Source organism: Peribacillus cavernae, assembly GCF_003989135.1.
In the GTDB taxonomy this organism is placed as follows: domain Bacteria; phylum Bacillota; class Bacilli; order Bacillales; family DSM-1321; genus Peribacillus; species Peribacillus cavernae.
Window position 1 is genome coordinate 38,219 of the sequence record NZ_RYZZ01000040.1, and the last position, 17,250, is coordinate 55,468.

Consider the following 17,250-nt stretch of genomic DNA (forward strand, 5'->3'; position numbering starts at 1 on the left):
TTCTTAGCTTAATAAAATCCATCACTTTTTATTATTTAGACCATCACTTTGGCTTTTTCAACCTTTTGATTCACAAGATTTTCCTCAAGTTGAGAACTTATCTCTTTAGAGCGCGTTGCAGCGTGCTTAATAGCTTCGGCAATCGCTTTGCCCCCGCCCTTACTCTCTAACGCTTTTAATCCTGCCTCCGTTGTGCCGTTCGGAGAAGTTACATTTTCTCTAAGAACGGTTGGTGTTTCATTTTGGGACTGAATCATTTTCGCAGCTCCAGCGATTGTTTGGGCAATAATTTGCCTTGTTGTTTCGGCATCCAATCCTCCGGTTAAGCCTTCCTGTTCCATATGTTCCATTAAGAAATAAAAATAAGCTGGACCACTGCCGGCAATGCCCGTAAATATATCCATCTTCTCTTCCTCGATGATATATGCTTCGCCAATAGTCTTTAGTAATTCAGCCGCAATAGCAACTTGTTGTTTTGTTGTGAATTGACCAGGGGAGAGGGCTGTAGCAGATTCCCCGATCATACTCGAAGTATTCGGCATCACCCGAATAACTGCTTGGCCTGCTTGGAGATTTTGTTCCATAAAGAAGGTTGAAATTCCAGCTAAAACGGAAAGAACAAGCTGGTGCGGTTTTATATATTCCTTAATGGATTGTAAAGCAATATCAGCGTCTTTCGGCTTCATCGCTAAAATTAATATGTCAACATGATCAAACTGTATGTCTTCTCTTTTTGAAGTCTTAATCCCATATTTGTTTTCTAATTCTTGTAATCGTTCTTGATTGTTTCGGTTCGTAACAATGATTTGATCGGCTGGAACTTTTTCTGAGTTCACAAAACCAGAAATCATTGCCTCTGCCATTGATCCTGCACCTATAAAAGCAATTCTCTGTTTGTTTAACATCTCGGCCTCCCATGTTGTTTGCATTTTCGTTCGCTTTTTTACAATGACTTCATACTAACACGCTCATTTGTATAATCAAGGTCTTAGCGAAAGATTGTAAGGATATCTCCGAATTAGTTAGGGTAAGCGGTAACATTCCAATCTAATTTTGCTTGAACCACTTTTAAGGGCGATAAAAGCCGCTTATCCTCAAATACAACAGGTGTGCCTTCCACAGGTCTAGATTATTACAGGTTCCTAAACGACGATAAATTAGTTCCTGATCCTGACAGAACATAATTCACCTTCAAATTAGCCACACTTTAAAGGAATAAAAAAAAAGGAGGCAATTTCATGAGCAGAGGTCAACATTTGAATTCTAAGAAAAAAAGACATCCGGGTGAGTTCCCGCAAAACAGTATGGCAGAGAAAAAAGACCATATTGGCGAACATGAAGAACCAGATATGGTTGCACTCGAAGCGTTTAAAAACAGCGGAAGAGAATTGAAATAACCGTCTAAAAGCAAAAGTGCAAGCACTTTAGAGGAACGTCGACTAAAACCGCCCCGTCCTGTTGCGACGTCGGAGCTGGATGAAGGTAACCTGAATTAAGTTATTCACTTAAATAATCTATAGTTTTCTCTTAAAAAACAAAGAGGCCAACCCATACATGATTGGCCTCTTTTCCTTATGACTGGTTTAATGCAGAATGCAAGGCAAACTTCAATAGTTCTGGGAGTTTTTCGGTTGAGAAATCAAGTTCTAACCGTTCGGTCCTTTTATGTGCGTCCTTACCATACGGTCCAAGGTTTATCGTTGGAATATCCAAAGCCTGTATTTCTTTAAGCGGCAGTTTATAATTCTTACCGTATAAAGGCATCTCGTCGACAAGAGAAGGTATAACCTGATGGGCATCAAGAAGCCTGCAGTAGCTGACATCGGACAATCCCGTAAAAAACTGCTTCAGCTTCAGCACTTCCTTATGCTTAACTCGTGCCTCTTTGATAATCCGCTTTGCGATCGCTACTATCCTTTCATCTCTTCCCCCATCCTTTTGTAAGGAAACATGAGGATAATACGGCGGCGCAATCATGATTAGATAAAAAGGTGCCAGGTCTTGGAAATAACTGCTGATCTTCTTCGCCAACTCCACTGTCGCCAGGGGGTAATCAGTAACCACTTTAGCCTCCATTTCGCGCAGGCTCGTTTCGAATCCCTTTCCAAACCGCTCCTTCCCAAGTTTATAAAGCGTCGAATACGTGTATACCTTAGGCTTTATAACGTCTATTAGTTCTTCCTTTGAATGGCTGTACATTTTATTCATTTTGCTGAAAATGGCTGCCGAACTTTCTTCAGCTATCACTGTCAGCTTTTCAATCACTTCCGCAGGAGTTTGCCGAATAGTCAGGACATTATAAAGCGCATAAGCATGCGTAGGTGTCTGCACACTGTACTGCTCTTTCAGGTCGGTAAGCTTCAGACAGGTCGGCGGTGGATTTCTTTCTTCACCTATATGCTCGATAAACCGTTCCGACAACTCCATGTTGGCTGTAAATACTGCCGCCATCCAGGAAGCATTGATACCTTCCAGCGGCTCGCCCACATGGGTTTCCTTTCCATTGCAGAATATAAGCGGCAGCAGTTTCCCTACTGACCCTAGGTAAATATATTTCGATTGATCACCCGGATAACTGGCAAACGATGGCTCAGAGCAAATACCAAGGACATAATCAAGTCCATGCTGCTGTTTCAGTTCGCTCAAGCATTCAACAGCGGCAAACATCCCTTCAGAATACCTTTCCTCATCTGGCGTCGATAAGAGAAGGATATTGCCTTCAAAATCCCTGTCTTTGCCGTATTCCGATAAAAGCGCGATATGCACTGCCAGCCCCGCTTTCATATCCATGATTCCTCTGGCAAACAACCAATTTCCTGATTGTAGCTCCTCTTCTATATGTTGCGGCAGTATCGCGGCCTTTAATTTTTCCGTATATCGATCAACATCAAATGCATCGTTTTTGAGATATCCATAGTCCTCTACCCCAACCACATCAAAGTGGCTTAATAAAATAACCGTTTTATCAGAATTACCTTTCTTTCCTCTCAATAGCGCTGCAACCGCCTTTCGATTCAGCGGGTCGCCTGCTAGGTTCTTTTCAAAGACTAAATATGGATTTTTCTGAAAGAACGGGATTTCTTTCAAGACAGATATAAGCTCATTGGCCATTACATTTTCTTGTTCCGTACCAGAAATGCTTGGTACCTTTACTAGCCGTTTTATCAAAGTGACGATAGCTTCGCGATTATTCCAGTGGGCGGCATTTTCCATCGTTCTCAACCCCCGCGAATCGTTTTTTTACTATTTTATTATGGAATTTCCAGAAAATTCTATCACTTTTGAAGTAAGTATTATTTAATTCCAAATTTTATAATGGAACAAAATGATGAAAGCAAAGAGATAAACCATGTATCTATAAACGCGTTACTCGTACGGCGACACTAGTCTAGTCCTTTTACTCTTTCTGCACAGCAGTCCACTTCCCAGCCATCCATTTCATAACAGGTGATAAGAGAAATAAAATAAATAGTATTCTAAACAAGTGAAAGCTTGTGACAAGCGAAACATCCGCATGGACGGCCATTGCGGTAACAGCCATCTCTGTTACTCCACCGGGAGCAATACTTAGAAAAAGCTCATTAATCGGGAACTGAAAATATCTTACCAGAATGATAGTTAGCGCATAACAGAAGCCGATAAGCAAAACATTAGTGACAAATATCATACCGAACATTCTTCGAAACAGTCTTGGATTATTCACTTTCAATGTGTAACCTAAATGTGCGCCAAGCAAGAGTTGGGCGAAATTAAGCCAAAATGTCGGGATTTGCGGCGCCTCGCTCCCCGCTACATTAAACAATGCCGCTGCAAGCAGTGGACCAAGCATAAATGGGATGGGAACGCTGGCCTTTTTTCCGACAGTAATAAAGATAGCTGTAACCAGAATGATGAGAAGAGCCAGCTTCCAATCATATTCCAGCAGAAAGAACGTCTGCTTCCCCGCATTTGTGATCCCCAATGATGCGCGTTCGGAAAGAATATGGATCACTAGCCAAGGCACAATCGAAATGACAAGAATTATCCTCAGGGTCTGCATGAAGGCTACGACCGTTTCATCTGCATCTTCTATTTCCCCGCTAAGGACGACCATCTGGGATAAACCACCCGGGAAGCTTCCAAGTAAGGCTGTATTCAGCGATATATTCATTCGTTTGGCCAGCAGATAGGCAGTAAATATCGTGAACAAAATGATAAGCACAGTCGTCACAAGCATGAGCGGCAAATATTTTCCCATCTGACCCAGTGCCTCTCTTGTGAAAGAACTCCCCAATTGAAGCCCCAGTATAATTAGCCCTAAACTCCTCAGCACCCCGGGCCAATGCATATATTTTTCAAACTTTATTCTTGCTGCCATCACAATAAATAGCGGACCGAGCAGCCATGGTAAAAACAATCCCAAATTCTGAAACAGAAAGCCGCCTAATAAAGCGAAGGGTACTACGAATAAAATGTGGCTTTGTTTATTCTGAAGAAATGATGCCAGAAAATTCCCCAACAATTTCAACCTTCTTTACCTATTATTGTGTACCTTTTAATGGTATCATATTTGGCCGTTCTATCATTTATCAAAATAGGAAGGTCCTATGTTTTTGGCATTACTTTCATCAACATGAAGACTGGCTTGAAAATAGCATTGATTATAAAAGATGATCAATATTGTCTGGGAAATATCTTTTAAATCCGACATCGTTTTCTCCTCGATAAGACAAGACAAAAACAATATATCCTTTTTTGAAAAATTTGCTTGTTTTAAACTCCTGTATCAGCCGTTTTAAATAACTATTTAACATGGCCTGGAATAATATAATTGTAATTTCGTGAAGCACAGGCTAGAAAATCTGGATGATATCTCTGATTTTCAAATAATTTGACATTAAGTAAGGAATTCCCACAAATTCCTACCCCCATAAATCGACAAGTTTATGTAGAATGCTTATATGGGGGTCATCTGACGAAGGAGTGACTTAGATGTTATCAAATATAGAAATAGGAATTGACCTGGGTACGGCTAATACGCTTGTTTATAGTAAAAACAAAGGAATTGTCCTAAATGAGCCGTCGGTTGTGGCCATTGACACAGAAACGAAAACCGTCCTGGCAGTCGGAACAGAAGCAAAAAGCATGATCGGCAAAACGCCAGGAAATATCATAGCAGTACGTCCATTAAAGGACGGCGTAATTGCTGACTTTGATATTACAACACAAATGCTGAAACAAATTATGAAAAAGGCAGGCAAGAAACTTGGTTTTTCAATCCGAAAACCAAATGTAGTTGTATGTACACCTTCCGGATCGACTTCCGTTGAACGCCGTGCTATTCATGATTCAGTGAAAAGCTGCGGGGCAAAACAAGTTCACTTAATTGAAGAGCCTGTTGCAGCTGCAATTGGTGCTGACCTGCCGGTTGGTGAGCCAATTGCAAATGTAATCGTCGATATTGGCGGAGGCACTACAGAAGTAGCAATCATCTCATTTGGCGGTGTCGTATCGTGCAACTCTGTCCGCATTGGCGGAGATCAAATGGACGAAGATATCGTTCAGTTTGTTAGAAAAAAATACAATCTTCTTATCGGTGAGCGAACGGCGGAGACGATTAAAGTGGAAATAGCATATGCATTAGTCGAACATCCACGCAAGTCCATGGACGTCCGCGGCCGTGACCTAGTAACTGGCCTTCCAAAAACCATCACGCTTCATTCAGATGAAATTCAGGAGGCCATCCGGGAATCGTTGCTTCATATTCTTGAAGCAATCCGCGCAACACTTGAAGATTCTCCCCCGGAGCTGAGCGGTGACATCGTTGATCAGGGAGTTGTACTGACAGGTGGCGGTGCACTTCTGAATGGAATCCAGGAATGGTTGAGCAATGAAATCGTTGTACCGGTACATATTGCCCCCTCCCCGCTTGAATCTGTCGCAATAGGCACCGGGCGTTCTCTTGATGTCATTCATAAATTGCAAAAAGCGGCTAAATAATTATCGAGATAGAATGTACAGACTTTCGTCGAAAGACGGGGGTCTTTTTTTTCCCTGTTCAAGCGGTATCCATGCAAAAGCCGGCCAAAATACTTTCAAGGCGATACCGAATCAAGGTATGATAGTGAAAGAATCAATTTACGGAGGGATGCTAAAATGAGTTCACTTAATAGCTGGTTTGAAAAAGGGATGACAAAAGACAGCTACATCAGCAGCATGCAAACCCACAAAGAAAATCTGCAATCAGTCTACGAAAAGTTCCAGTTAACTGAGCAGGATAAGCTTGAGCTGGCTTCTGTAAAAGAGAAAAACCTGCGTGCCATCGTTCTAACCGCCGATTGGTGTGGCGATGCAATGGTCAACCTGCCAATTCTAATGAAGATGGGCGAAGAAGCCAATATAGATATCCGTTATTTGATACGGGATGAAAATCTTGAATTAATGGATCAATACTTAACCAATGGAAAAGCCCGTTCCATTCCTATTTTCATTTTTATCAATCAAGCTGGAGAAGAAGTAGCCAAATGGGGACCTCGGGCGCCAGTTGTCCAATCATTTGTCGATGAACTGCGTAACACAATGCCTGCAAAAGAAGATCCCAGCTACGAGGCAGCTTTCAAACTATTCGCTGAAACTTTAGCAAGCCGCTTTACAACGGATGAGACGTTGTGGGCTCAGATCAAAGAAGATCTAATCAACGCTATAAATTGAACTGAAAGCTAAATCGTAAAGCCATTTATTTAAAATGAAATTTGAGGTGATATCGCAAAGATCCACCTCTTTTTTTGCTTTGTCGCGTTTATATTTGATGGTAACATAAGCCTATGATAACCTGTAATTTAGCATCGTTGATTATAGGAGTGATTTTCTTTGGACTATGTCGAAGCCTTTAGAGACATAAAGCAAATACATGCAATCAAAAAGTATTTAAAAGATCATTCCGAAAGAGATTTTCTTTTTTTTGTCATGGGCATCAATTCCGGCTTAAAATTAAATGAGATTCTGGAAATAAAAGTCCACGAGGTTCTTGATAAGAACGGGACTATTAAGGATTTCTTCCTCTTACCCGCTTATGACCAACATCCCGAAAAACAGATTTACCTGAATGCAAAGATAAAGAACGCCCTTGCCCAATACATTCAGGTTTCGCATCTTCAAAGTAAAGATTATTTATTTTTTTCTCCTAAAACAAATAAACCGATAACGCGCCAACAGGCTCACCGAATCATCCACCAGGCTGTTGACGCACTGGGAATCGAAGGCAAATATGGCGCCAGTTCAATGCGGAAAACCTTTGGGTTCCATGCTTACAAACAGGGTGTCTCTCTTTCTCTGATTCAAAAGTATTTCCATCATTCAACCCCTTCAGAAACGCTCAAATACCTGGGAATTACAAAAGATGAAGGCATCCAAACAATTATTGACGTGAATCTGTAGCAAATCAAAGCCATGTTAAACCTTTATTCCAGGAGTTACTAAGTCTTATTGTGCTTTCAGGAATTAAAGGAATTATCCGTAACAGGATTAAACAGGCAGGCATACGGGAAAAGGGAGTCTACACGCAATTTACCCGGGAGTTGATGCTGAAAATGATAAAACTGAAACCATTTGCTAAACAGCTTGGAGAGGAATTCAAAGAAGACAGAGCCACCGGATTGGCGGCTGAGCAGGCTTATTATTATATGCTCGCGCTTTTTCCGATGCTGATCCTTTTGCTTTCTATCCTGCCCTACTTGTCAATAGAGCCACAAAAAGCACTGGACTTTATGGAAAGTGTAATGCCTTCTGAAACAACAAATATATTTAGAGACAATATAATAAAGATCGTCACTGAACGAAATGGAGGCTTGTTGACATTTGGTATTCTCGGCACCCTCTGGTCGGCATCAAACGGGATGAATGCATTTATCCATTCAATGAATATTGCTTTTAACGTGGATGAAACGAGAAGTTTCATTAAGGTAAGACTTCTGTCGATCGTGCTGACTCTGGGTTTAATCCTGGCGTTTGTTGCGGCGCTTTTGCTTCCTGTTTTCGGCAATGTCATTTTAGATGTAATAAAAAATGTCGTTCCTATACCCGAAAGCATGCAAATCCTGATAACAGTATTGCGCTGGCTGGTTGCCATCGTGATAATCGCAATTGTATTGGCCGTTATGTACCGCTACGCTCCAAACGAACGTTTTCCGTTTAAGCAAGTCATTCCGGGTGCTATTACAGCGACAGTCCTTTGGCAGCTCATTTCATTGGGTTTTTCCTTTTATGTAAGTCATTTTGGCAACTATTCATCGACTTATGGGAGTTTAGGCGGCGTCATTGTCCTAATGCTCTGGTTATACTTAACCGGGCTTGTGCTGGTCATTGGCGGTGAAATTAATGGGATTATCTATAGAAGATCGATTACTGCCACAACAAGAACAAGCAGGAAAGCTCCACCCATCACGACTTGATAGTTAGTGGATAGCACAGCGATTTGCAGGTATAGAAAACAGAATACACAGACGTTATATGGATTGGATTGATTATTAATCGATTTGGATTAATTACGACCTAATTTGGATTAAAAGCTGCTCGATTGGGTTGTTTAATCGAGAAAGCCGGCATCACTTGATGCCGGCTTTCTTTTCAAGCTTTATTTTTTTTCATTTTACTATGATATTTTAATAAATAATCGACAAATTTATCATCCCGGACCAGATAGGCTGAATATTTCCGTTTGATGTGTTTTTCAATATCGCCGAAGGAGGAGAACATCTGGTTTTCTTTCTTCTCATTAAAATCGAAAAACCAGCCTCTGCTTTCTTCAAGATAGATGAAGATATTCTCATCATGTTTTCCATTGTATAAACAGCCCCGCTCTGATTCTTTTGTATTATATTTATTTTTAAAAGCATCCCGTTTCAGCGGTTCAGAATGGTATGTCTTTTCGACGAATTGCTGAAAGGCTTTTGGGGTCAAATTACAGCCTGATGCTTTTTGATGTCCGCCTCCATCATATTTTGCCGCTACTTCTGATACATCCACTTCGTCATGAATCGTCCTCAAGGATATGCGCTTGCTGCCAACCATGATTATCGCTATGTAATCTAAATGAGGGAACTCCTTGGAAAGTTCGTTGCCAAGCTCGGAATGATATGATTCGGCATGGACGATTCCCGCTAAATGATTGCCAATGTTTATTTGATAGACCTCACGTTTCTTTCTGACGATATACCTTTCCACGCGGTTTTCTTCCACATTCAACAGCTTTTGTTCTATTTCGTCAAATAAGAAGGCTGTATTGTTTGTAAGCTTATGGATTAATTTTTCTTCGAATTCATTAATGGAGAACATAAAGAATAGGTCATTGAGCTGTTTTGAGGTAATATTGTTATTTTTATCCCATTCCCATGTGTCATATTGCCTGACAAGTTCAATAAACTCAGTGAGAGTGGCAGTTGGGTCCAGCAAACCTCTCTGGAGTAGATATTCAAAAAAAAGTGAAGTCGCCGACGCCTGTTTACCGTCTGTCTGTGTCACCGTAACAGCAGCCCAATTATATTGATTAAGGTGTTCTGCTGACTTATGATGATCGATCAATTTCACATGACCGCCAGCAGCAACAAACTCCGAAATCCTTTTTTCATTCTCTTCGTTAACCGATAAATCAGTAATCAACAGTTCTGTTTCCGGATCTCCCTTTTCAAGAAATGCTTCAACCTGGTGATTAAGCGCTGATATGGAGTTGTAACTAACATCTACCTTACCCTTTAAAGCCAACTTCGCAAGGATGCCGCAGCTTACTCCGTCCAAATCATTATGGGTCAGCAAACGGTACATATGGATTCCCCCTAAAAAATCACGAATACTAGTAATATTCCCTGTTATTCTTCGTTTATAGCGTTAAAATCAAATTTCGAATAACAGGATCGGTTCCACAATGGTCACGGTAATTATGAAAATGCATTTATATACTTTAATTCAATATATGCACGCTCGACTTGGGCAATTTTGGTGCGTTTAGAATCATTGATTTTAGGAAATAGAGAAAATAAGATATTAACTTTAAACAAGGAGGAATAAGAATGCCTTATCATTCCTTAAATGAACTTCCTGATGCAGTAAAAGATAATCTGCCACATCATGCTCAAGAGATTTTTAAAGAAGCTTTTAATTCAGCCAGTGATGAATATAAAGAAGAAGAAAGAGCATTTAAAGTAGCTTGGAGTGCTGTTAAAAAGAAATATAAAAAAGACGATAATGACAAATGGGTTGAAAAATAGTTGGTCCATGTTATCGTCAAAAACATAGATTCGCCCATTTGGTAAATTTTGTTATGTTGAAATTAATATACCCAATCTTTTATTTTTGCCCAAAAAGAGGGTGTTCCAGCTAGACTTTTGGAACACCCGCATATATTCAATGCTCTGTTGGTATGCACATCTCTTATTCCATGCTTTTTTCCAGAAACTCTTGAATCCGCTCCGCCGCCACAGCAAGCCGCTCTGGAGGCTGAACCAGCGCTATCCGAACATAGCCTTCACCTTGGTTTCCAAAAGCATCCCCAGGCACAATAGCAACTCCCGCCTGTTCAATCAATTGATAAGCAAAGTCGCGGGACTTCCAACCCTTTGGAATTTTCGCCCAAACAAACATAGTTGCCGAAGACCTTGGTACTTGCCAACCGCTTTTTTCAAGTCCTAACAGCAAGGAATCCCGGCGTGCCTCATACTCCTTTACCTGTTCACGAAGAATCGAGTAGTCGGAGGTAAGCGCAATTTCAGCTGCTTTTTGAACCGGGTAAAATACCCCATAGTCAATGTGCGATTTTAACGTTCCAAGTATGTTAAGTACTTGTTCATTACCTACAACATAGCCGATACGTGTGCCTGCCATATTGAATGTTTTAGAGAGGGAATTAAATTCAATTCCTACGTCTTTTGCTCCTGGTACCGACATAAAGCTAATCTGCGGATTATCGTCGAATATTAACTCGGAGTAAGCAAAATCATGAACAACCAGGATATTATGATCTTTGGCAAACTTGACTACCTGTTCAAAAAAGACTTTGTCCGCTAAAGCAGCTACCGGATTCCCGGGATAACTGATGATCATCATTTTCGTTTTTTCCAAAACTTCCAGTGGGATTTGCTCCAGGTTTGGCAGAAATTTATTTTCAGCTGTTAACGGCATCGGATAAATGATTCCGCCAGCAAGCGAGACACTTGCTTCATAAATTGGATAGCCAGGGTCTGGTACCAACACATACTCCCCAGGGTTAACAAGAGCAGTTGCTAGGTGGGCTAGTCCATCCTGTGAACCCATGAGCTGAAGCACTTCCTTATCCGGGTCGAGTTCTACCCCGTAACGATGTGCATAAAAATATCCAACCGCTTCATGAAATGCCGGGATTCCTTTCAACGTATAGCCATACTTGGTTGTGTCTTTAGCGTACTGAACAAGTGTATCAACAACAAAAGAAGGTGGCGGCAAATCTGGACTTCCTACACTCAAATCGATTACGTCCATCCCTTGTTTCATAGCATCGCGTTTTCGATTGGCTAACTCAGTGAAAATACCGGTTGTGAAATTTTTCATCTTTTCTGACGGAGCTATATTCATTTCCCATTTCTCCTCCATTGCTACATATCACTTAAAATTTATAAATGACCTTTGTTTCATTTTATAAAAACATTTCACAATACACCATGCTTTTATGATGATTTTTTCACAATGCTCTGAAAGAAGTCGACGACAGCTTGCCTTCTTATAGGAACCTTTCTAATTGCTGATATATTTCATCCCGCTTTTCTTCCATCAATTTCTGTTGTTCAAAGTAGCTTTGCAATTTCTCAAGGGAATTTTCCTGTTCCATTATGATAGTCAATTCCGCAAGGATGCTCTCAGCTTCTTCCAGCTGTTTTTCCAGTTTTTCAATCTCTTTTTCAATCGAAGTATTTTTCATCTCCACCATTTTTATAGGTGGTACCTTTTCCTGCCTTTTTTCTTCCTGTGTCTTTCGTTCGTCCAGCTTCTTTCTTGCCCAGCTGTAATTCCCCGTAAAATGGTGCAGCTTTCCGTCTTCCAGCCAATACGTTTTTTCAAAAAGCTTATTGAGCAAATACCGGTCATGCGAAACTGCTAAAATCGTGCCCTGAAAAGTCTCAAGAGCGTCTTCAAGGACTTCGCGTGAATCAATATCAAGATGGTTTGTTGGTTCATCGAGAATCAAAAGGTTAATATCCTGGTGCATAAGCTGGGCTAAACGAAGCCTCATCCTTTCCCCGCCGCTCAACTGTCCGACTTTGCGAAAAACAGCCGGACCGTAAAATAAGAACCCGGCGAGGATATGTCTTGCTTCCCCTTCCGGAACAAGTGCTTCTTCCCGAAAGGCTTCAAGGACAGTTATGTTGCCGTCAGTAGTATACAGATGCTGCGACAAATAGCCCGCCTTTACGTTGCTCCCTACACGAACTCTCCCAACATCCGCTGTCATCTCACCACGAATCATCTTTAAAAGAGTTGACTTCCCGGTACCATTATCCCCAACAATAGCCGCTCTTTCCCTGAACTGAAGATCTAGATTGACATCTTGAAAAAGCAGTTTTTCTCCAAAGGACTTTGCAGCTCCTTTTACCGATACCACGTCTTTTCCGCTTCTATCAGCAGCATCAAATTGCAGCCCTATTTTCTTTCTCTCTAAAATTGGCCGTTTTACTTTCTCTATTTTCTCGAGCGCACGCTCCATATTCCTCGCGCGCTTATGAAGGCCTTCATTTGGCGGGTTTGCCTGATTAGCCCATTCCCGCAGACGTTTTATGGCTTCTTTCATCTTTTTGATTTTCTTTTGCTGTTCCTGATAAGTCTGAAACTCTTCCAGGAGACGCTTCTCTTTTTCTTTCACAAAGCCCGAGTAATTTGCATGATAGATGGTCACTTCCCCATCCTCTAAATCAATGACTTTTGTCGCGATTTCATCCAAAAAGTAGCGATCATGCGAAATGGTGACCACGGTTCCCTCGTATTCTTTTATAAACTGCTCAAGCCATTCGACAGCTGATATATCGAGATGGTTCGTCGGTTCATCAAGTAACAGAAGGCCAGGCTGTTGAAGCAGAATAAGCCCTAAACAAACCTTTGTCCGCTCCCCTCCACTCATACTTGAAAACGGAGACTCCAGCAAAGCTTCGATTTTCAGCCCATTTACCACCTTCATGACCTTCGCTTCGATTTCATAACCATCAAGAAGTGTGAATTTCTCCTGAAGGCTTCCATACTCATCAAGGACCCTTGCCATTTCTTTTTCATCCTGTATGCTTGCCATATTCCCCTCATACTCATTAAGCCTTTTTGAAATGGACAAAGCCTCAGAGAAAGCGGACATTAGTACATCCCGTCCTGTCATTTTCTGTGAGAAAGTTGGTATTTGGGCAAGGTATCCTACTTGCAGTCCTTTTTTCAGATGAATCTGGCCACTATCGGCAGATTCTGTCCCCGCGATAATTTTCATAATTGTCGTCTTGCCGCTGCCATTTCGGCCCACCAAGCCGATTCTGTCATTTTCATGTATTTCAAAAGAAAGATTTTCAAAAATTAGATTTCCACCAAACATTTTCACAACTTGTTGTACACTGCAAACGATCATTAGTAAAACTCCTTTCAAAAAGTAGAGTAGGACGAGGGCTTTCGCCCTCGGACCCCTCGTCAAACTTATCCCGACTTTTGGATTATCCCGACTCCCTAGTTGAATCAAATCAAACACATGGAAAATAACTTCTTTTTTCTAAAAACAGTAAAAAAAGTCGGAATAATAAATTTTCCTGTTGTGACTTACATATAGACCATCTAATAATAGATTTGGCTAACAACCAAATCTATTTTTATTGGAGGTAATATGTTATGAATGAAGTCGCAATCAAAGAATTAATTGAAATTGCTACCGCCAAGTTGATCGAACTCCAATTGTGTAATGGCAGTATTGATTCCTATCATCATCGCGCTTTCCAGCCAGTCTTAGATTTCTACCAAAAGAGATCTGAAACATTCTATCGTACTGAGCTGATGGATGAACTCAGCAGTCGTTACCAGGAACTATTTTTTGAGGGTAATATTTCACGAAAGACCTTCCGTTGGCGAATACGAGGTCTTAGAATTCTTAATGAGCTATACAAAACTGGCAGTTTTGAGTGGAAAGTTTTTATAACCAAAAATGATTCCCTACTTTCCCGCTATTATGAGGAATTCCTGACAAGATTTCTTTCGAGTCTCGGTAATATCTGCCGAATCGGTATATATAGATCCATTACCGAGAGGTACTTCCTTTTTCTGACTACACAAGGTCACCACACTATTGAGGGTATCTCACCATCAGATATTCGCTATTTCATTGTTGATATGTTTACCTATCGTCCAAAAAGCATGGATGATGTAATAACGGTACTAAGAAAACTTCATACTTACTTCCGGGCTGAGGGAATGCTTGATATCCGTTTCGAACCAGTTCTTTTTGTACCAAGAGCCCGTGACAAGAAAGTGCTCCCCTGTTTTTTACCAGAAGAATTAAACCTAATACTAAAACAGATAAATACAGAAACACCGGTAGGGAAAAGGGATTATGCCATCATCCAACTTGGTATCACCACTGGACTACGTGCAGGTGACATCGCAAATCTAAAACTGACGGATGTTGACTGGAAAAATAATGAGATTCATCTGATACAAGGAAAAACAAAACAGCCGCTATCACTCCCCTTGGAAGAACGGGCTGGCAATGCCATAATTGATTACATTCTTAACGGTAGACCAAAATCAGAATCCTCTTATATGTTTCTGAGAAGTCTCGCACCCTATCATAAGTTTCAAGACGGAGTGTCTGTCTCCTGCGTATTTCGGAAATATCTCAAGAGTGCCGGCATCAGCCATACTGTTGGTGACGGAAAAACCTTTCATGGACTTCGCCGGACACTTGGGACGGAAATGGTGGTTCAGGGAATACCCGTAACTACAGTTTCACAGGTACTAGGGCACCATTCGCCAGAAACTGCTAAGCAGTATATCTCCTTAGATACTAATGGTCTGAAACAGTGCGCATTAAGTTTTGGCACCATCGGGGAGGTCCGAGTATGAAAAATGAAATCGAAAGCCTTTTTACCCCATATATTGAGGAAATGCTTGAATTTAAGGTGAGTCTAGGATATCAAAGACGTACATATGAGGGGTTTCTTCGTGATTTTAGCAGATTCTGCAGGGAAAATTATCCGCAGGAAAACAGACTGACCATGGAACTTGTCCATGCGTGGGCAATAATGCGACCTACAGAAAGTCAGTCAGGATTTCGCAGAAGGCTTGTTCCTTTAAGAGAATTCGGAAAGTATCTAAATGCGATTGGTATCGAGAGCTATGTTATACCTTCTAACTTTTCAGGAGGCAAGTCCTTATTTATACCGTATATATTTACAGATGAAGAACTTAGAGCTATTTTTACCGAAGCTGACCGCATAAAGAGAAACCAAAACACACCAAATCGTCATCTAATTGTCCCTGCATTATTAAGACTGATTTATTTCTGCGGTCTACGTCCGAATGAGGGACGTGAACTTAAGAAATCAGATGTGGATCTGGATAGTGGTACCCTCTTTATTCGTAAGAATAAAACGCATAGAGAACGTATTGTGCCAATGTCAGATGACATAAGAAATTTCTGCATAGCTTATAATGAAAAGCTTAAGATATTTTCACCCGAAAGCGAATACTTTTTTCCAAATCCAGAAGGTATACCGTATTCCGCTAAATGGCTTACCAGGCAATTTCGATCGATATGGGAACGTTTCCAACCTGTACAATGTTCTGCAAGAGTACGCGTATACGATCTACGTCACAGATTTGCATCGGCAGTCATGATGAATTGGCTAGATGAAGGAGTAGACTTATATGCAAAGCTTCCATACTTAAGTACATATATGGGACATGTTAGATTTTCTGATACCGCCTATTATATCCATCTCCTTCCTGCAAATCTGACTCGCTCCAATGCGATTGATTGGGATTCATTTTTAGCACTGATACCGGAGGTATCGCCATGGTAAAATCGGAAAACTTGAGGTTTTACCAGATGGTACGGGATTTCCTCACAGTTTATTTGCCAAAACAAAAGGCAAGCAGTGCGAATACTATTAAGTCTTATAGGGAGTCGCTGAACCTTCTACTAGAATACCTGAAAGAGGAGGAAAACCTTCAGTTGATTGATGTTTCTTTTGAAAGAATATCTAGGAAAACAGTGGAAGGCTATCTTGATTGGTTAGAAGAAACCCGCAAATGTAGCATTCCAACCAGAAACCACAGGCTTTCTAGTATACGTTCCTTCTATAAATATGTCGGAAGTAGGGACCTGTCGGTCACTGCCTATACCCTTGAACTTGAAAAGATACCCATTAAAAAGACGCAGAAAACACAACAAGTGAAATTCTTTGAAGAAGATGCATTAAAGGCAATCCTAGCACAACCTGATACGGGTACCAGAAAAGGTATACGAGATCTCTTTTTCATGATATTGATGTATGACACTGCTGGAAGAAATCAGGAAATACTTAACTTAAAAGTCAGTGACATTCATGTGTCTGCGAAGGATTCTCACGCAGTATTAACAGGAAAAGGAAACAAAATAAGAATCGTTCCACTCATGAAGAAAACCATTGATCACTATAATAATTACATTCGACTCTTTCATGACGGAAAGGTTACAGACGAATTTTTGTTCTATGTTATACAAAAAGGGAAAAGACAGGCAATGTCAGCTGATAATGTTGAGAAATTCATGAAGCGATATGGGAAAACAGCGAGAGATCAATGTAATAAAGTACCTGAAGGTATTCATCCGCATATGTTTCGTCATTCCAGATCAATGCACCTTTACCGCGGCGGTATGCCACTGGCACTCCTGTCGGAATGGTTGGGACATGCACAATTGGAAACAACTAAGATTTATGCAAATGCGGACACACAAATGAAAAGAGAAGCGATAGAAAAAGCAACAAGCAGACTAAATCCTTTGACACAGGAACAGAAAGTTACATCATGGCAGAATGATGAAGAATTAATCAAACGTCTTTATGGTTTATTATAGACCTAATTATTCCGATTTTTTTAAGCTGGTTAGCCATCAAAAACATATAAAAGTCCTGTGTTTTTTGATGGTTAACTATAAAAGTCGGAATAATATAGAAGTCGGGATAAGTTTGATTATCCGGAAGTCGGGATAATCAAACCGTACGTGCGGATTTCCCGCATACGGCT

15 protein-coding genes are annotated in these 17,250 nt (G+C 40.8%); 9 read left to right on the forward strand and 6 right to left on the reverse strand.

Annotation, left to right across the window (positions count from 1 at the left end):
* Positions 1-35: 35 nt before the first annotated feature.
* Positions 36-905, reverse strand: coding sequence for a pyrroline-5-carboxylate reductase (gene proC, locus ELQ35_RS20050; protein WP_126866953.1), 870 nt, complete (start codon positions 903-905; stop codon positions 36-38).
* 333 nt (positions 906-1,238) lie between these two features.
* Between proC and ELQ35_RS22740 the strand changes: the two genes are divergently transcribed.
* Positions 1,239-1,397 carry a hypothetical protein gene (locus ELQ35_RS22740; protein ID WP_185861841.1) on the forward strand — a complete coding sequence of 53 codons (159 nt, stop codon included), beginning with the start codon at positions 1,239-1,241 and terminating at the stop codon, positions 1,395-1,397.
* Positions 1,398-1,572: 175 nt separating this feature from the next.
* Here the strand turns inward: ELQ35_RS22740 and ELQ35_RS20055 are convergent, their stop codons facing one another.
* Positions 1,573-3,213 carry a M20/M25/M40 family metallo-hydrolase gene (locus ELQ35_RS20055; RefSeq protein ID WP_126866954.1) on the reverse strand — a complete coding sequence of 547 codons (1,641 nt, stop codon included), beginning with the start codon at positions 3,211-3,213 and terminating at the stop codon, positions 1,573-1,575.
* Positions 3,214-3,397: 184 nt separating this feature from the next.
* Positions 3,398-4,501, reverse strand: coding sequence for an AbrB family transcriptional regulator (locus tag ELQ35_RS20060; protein WP_185861842.1), 1,104 nt, complete (start codon positions 4,499-4,501; stop codon positions 3,398-3,400).
* A 470-nt stretch (positions 4,502-4,971) separates the two neighbouring features.
* Between ELQ35_RS20060 and mreBH the strand changes: the two genes are divergently transcribed.
* The 4 genes from mreBH to ELQ35_RS20080 all read left to right on the forward strand — a co-directional run bounded on the left by mreBH (position 4,972) and on the right by ELQ35_RS20080 (position 8,429).
* Positions 4,972-5,979: a rod-share determining protein MreBH gene (gene mreBH / locus ELQ35_RS20065; protein WP_126866956.1), complete on the forward strand. Its 1,008-nt coding sequence runs from the start codon at positions 4,972-4,974 to the stop codon at positions 5,977-5,979.
* Positions 5,980-6,135: 156 nt separating this feature from the next.
* The gene (locus ELQ35_RS20070) at positions 6,136-6,690 is read left to right on the forward strand and encodes a thioredoxin family protein (protein ID WP_126866957.1); all 555 of its coding nucleotides are present in this window, start codon (positions 6,136-6,138) and stop codon (positions 6,688-6,690) included.
* A 159-nt stretch (positions 6,691-6,849) separates the two neighbouring features.
* Positions 6,850-7,416, forward strand: a complete 567-nt coding sequence (locus tag ELQ35_RS20075; protein ID WP_126866958.1) for a tyrosine-type recombinase/integrase — start codon at positions 6,850-6,852, stop codon at positions 7,414-7,416.
* Between the two features lie 152 nt (positions 7,417-7,568).
* Entirely contained in the window at positions 7,569-8,429 is an 861-nt protein-coding gene (locus ELQ35_RS20080) for a YihY/virulence factor BrkB family protein (RefSeq protein ID WP_126866969.1), read from the forward strand.
* A gap of 175 nt (positions 8,430-8,604) precedes the next feature.
* Here the strand turns inward: ELQ35_RS20080 and ELQ35_RS20085 are convergent, their stop codons facing one another.
* Positions 8,605-9,798, reverse strand: coding sequence for a DHH family phosphoesterase (locus tag ELQ35_RS20085; RefSeq protein WP_126866959.1), 1,194 nt, complete (start codon positions 9,796-9,798; stop codon positions 8,605-8,607).
* Between the two features lie 245 nt (positions 9,799-10,043).
* Here ELQ35_RS20085 and ELQ35_RS20090 point away from each other — a divergent pair, with 245 nt between their 5' ends.
* The gene (locus ELQ35_RS20090) at positions 10,044-10,241 is read left to right on the forward strand and encodes a ChaB family protein (protein WP_126866960.1); all 198 of its coding nucleotides are present in this window, start codon (positions 10,044-10,046) and stop codon (positions 10,239-10,241) included.
* A gap of 163 nt (positions 10,242-10,404) precedes the next feature.
* On the opposite strand, the gene ELQ35_RS20095 is transcribed toward ELQ35_RS20090, so the two are convergent.
* Positions 10,405-11,580 (reverse strand): LL-diaminopimelate aminotransferase, encoded by a 1,176-nt coding sequence (locus ELQ35_RS20095; protein ID WP_126866961.1) that lies wholly within the window; start codon positions 11,578-11,580, stop codon positions 10,405-10,407.
* Positions 11,581-11,725: 145 nt separating this feature from the next.
* Positions 11,726-13,603 carry a ribosomal protection-like ABC-F family protein gene (abc-f, locus tag ELQ35_RS20100; protein ID WP_126866962.1) on the reverse strand — a complete coding sequence of 626 codons (1,878 nt, stop codon included), beginning with the start codon at positions 13,601-13,603 and terminating at the stop codon, positions 11,726-11,728.
* 254 nt (positions 13,604-13,857) lie between these two features.
* On the opposite strand from abc-f, the gene ELQ35_RS20105 reads away from it, so the two are divergent.
* From ELQ35_RS20105 to ELQ35_RS20115, 3 genes are read left to right on the forward strand one after another with little or no spacing between them, the layout of a single operon-like run.
* On the forward strand, positions 13,858-15,084 hold the full coding sequence (locus ELQ35_RS20105) for a site-specific integrase (RefSeq protein ID WP_126866963.1): 1,227 nt from the start codon (positions 13,858-13,860) through the stop codon (positions 15,082-15,084).
* Positions 15,081-16,043: a tyrosine-type recombinase/integrase gene (locus ELQ35_RS20110; RefSeq protein ID WP_126866964.1), complete on the forward strand. Its 963-nt coding sequence runs from the start codon at positions 15,081-15,083 to the stop codon at positions 16,041-16,043. The genes ELQ35_RS20105 and ELQ35_RS20110 overlap by 4 nt, the downstream gene beginning before the upstream one ends.
* Positions 16,037-17,080 (forward strand): tyrosine-type recombinase/integrase, encoded by a 1,044-nt coding sequence (locus tag ELQ35_RS20115; protein ID WP_126866965.1) that lies wholly within the window; start codon positions 16,037-16,039, stop codon positions 17,078-17,080. Before ELQ35_RS20110 ends, ELQ35_RS20115 begins: the two co-directional genes overlap by 7 nt.
* Positions 17,081-17,250: the final 170 nt, after the last annotated feature.

Excerpts from the sequence above, each read along its gene's own strand:
- proC (WP_126866953.1), bottom strand. The coding sequence starts at position 905 with ATGTTAAACAAACAGAGAATTGCTTTTATAGGTGCAGGATCAATGGCA.
- ELQ35_RS22740 (WP_185861841.1), top strand. The coding sequence starts at position 1,239 with ATGAGCAGAGGTCAACATTTGAATTCTAAGAAAAAAAGACATCCGGGT.
- ELQ35_RS20055 (WP_126866954.1), bottom strand. The coding sequence starts at position 3,213 with ATGGAAAATGCCGCCCACTGGAATAATCGCGAAGCTATCGTCACTTTG.
- mreBH (WP_126866956.1), top strand. The coding sequence starts at position 4,972 with ATGTTATCAAATATAGAAATAGGAATTGACCTGGGTACGGCTAATACG.
- ELQ35_RS20070 (WP_126866957.1), top strand. The coding sequence starts at position 6,136 with ATGAGTTCACTTAATAGCTGGTTTGAAAAAGGGATGACAAAAGACAGC.
- ELQ35_RS20080 (WP_126866969.1), top strand. The coding sequence starts at position 7,569 with ATGATAAAACTGAAACCATTTGCTAAACAGCTTGGAGAGGAATTCAAA.
- ELQ35_RS20085 (WP_126866959.1), bottom strand. The coding sequence starts at position 9,798 with ATGTACCGTTTGCTGACCCATAATGATTTGGACGGAGTAAGCTGCGGC.
- ELQ35_RS20090 (WP_126866960.1), top strand. The coding sequence starts at position 10,044 with ATGCCTTATCATTCCTTAAATGAACTTCCTGATGCAGTAAAAGATAAT.
- ELQ35_RS20095 (WP_126866961.1), bottom strand. The coding sequence starts at position 11,580 with ATGAATATAGCTCCGTCAGAAAAGATGAAAAATTTCACAACCGGTATT.
- abc-f (WP_126866962.1), bottom strand. The coding sequence starts at position 13,603 with ATGATCGTTTGCAGTGTACAACAAGTTGTGAAAATGTTTGGTGGAAAT.
- ELQ35_RS20105 (WP_126866963.1), top strand. The coding sequence starts at position 13,858 with ATGAATGAAGTCGCAATCAAAGAATTAATTGAAATTGCTACCGCCAAG.
- ELQ35_RS20110 (WP_126866964.1), top strand. The coding sequence starts at position 15,081 with ATGAAAAATGAAATCGAAAGCCTTTTTACCCCATATATTGAGGAAATG.
- ELQ35_RS20115 (WP_126866965.1), top strand. The coding sequence starts at position 16,037 with ATGGTAAAATCGGAAAACTTGAGGTTTTACCAGATGGTACGGGATTTC.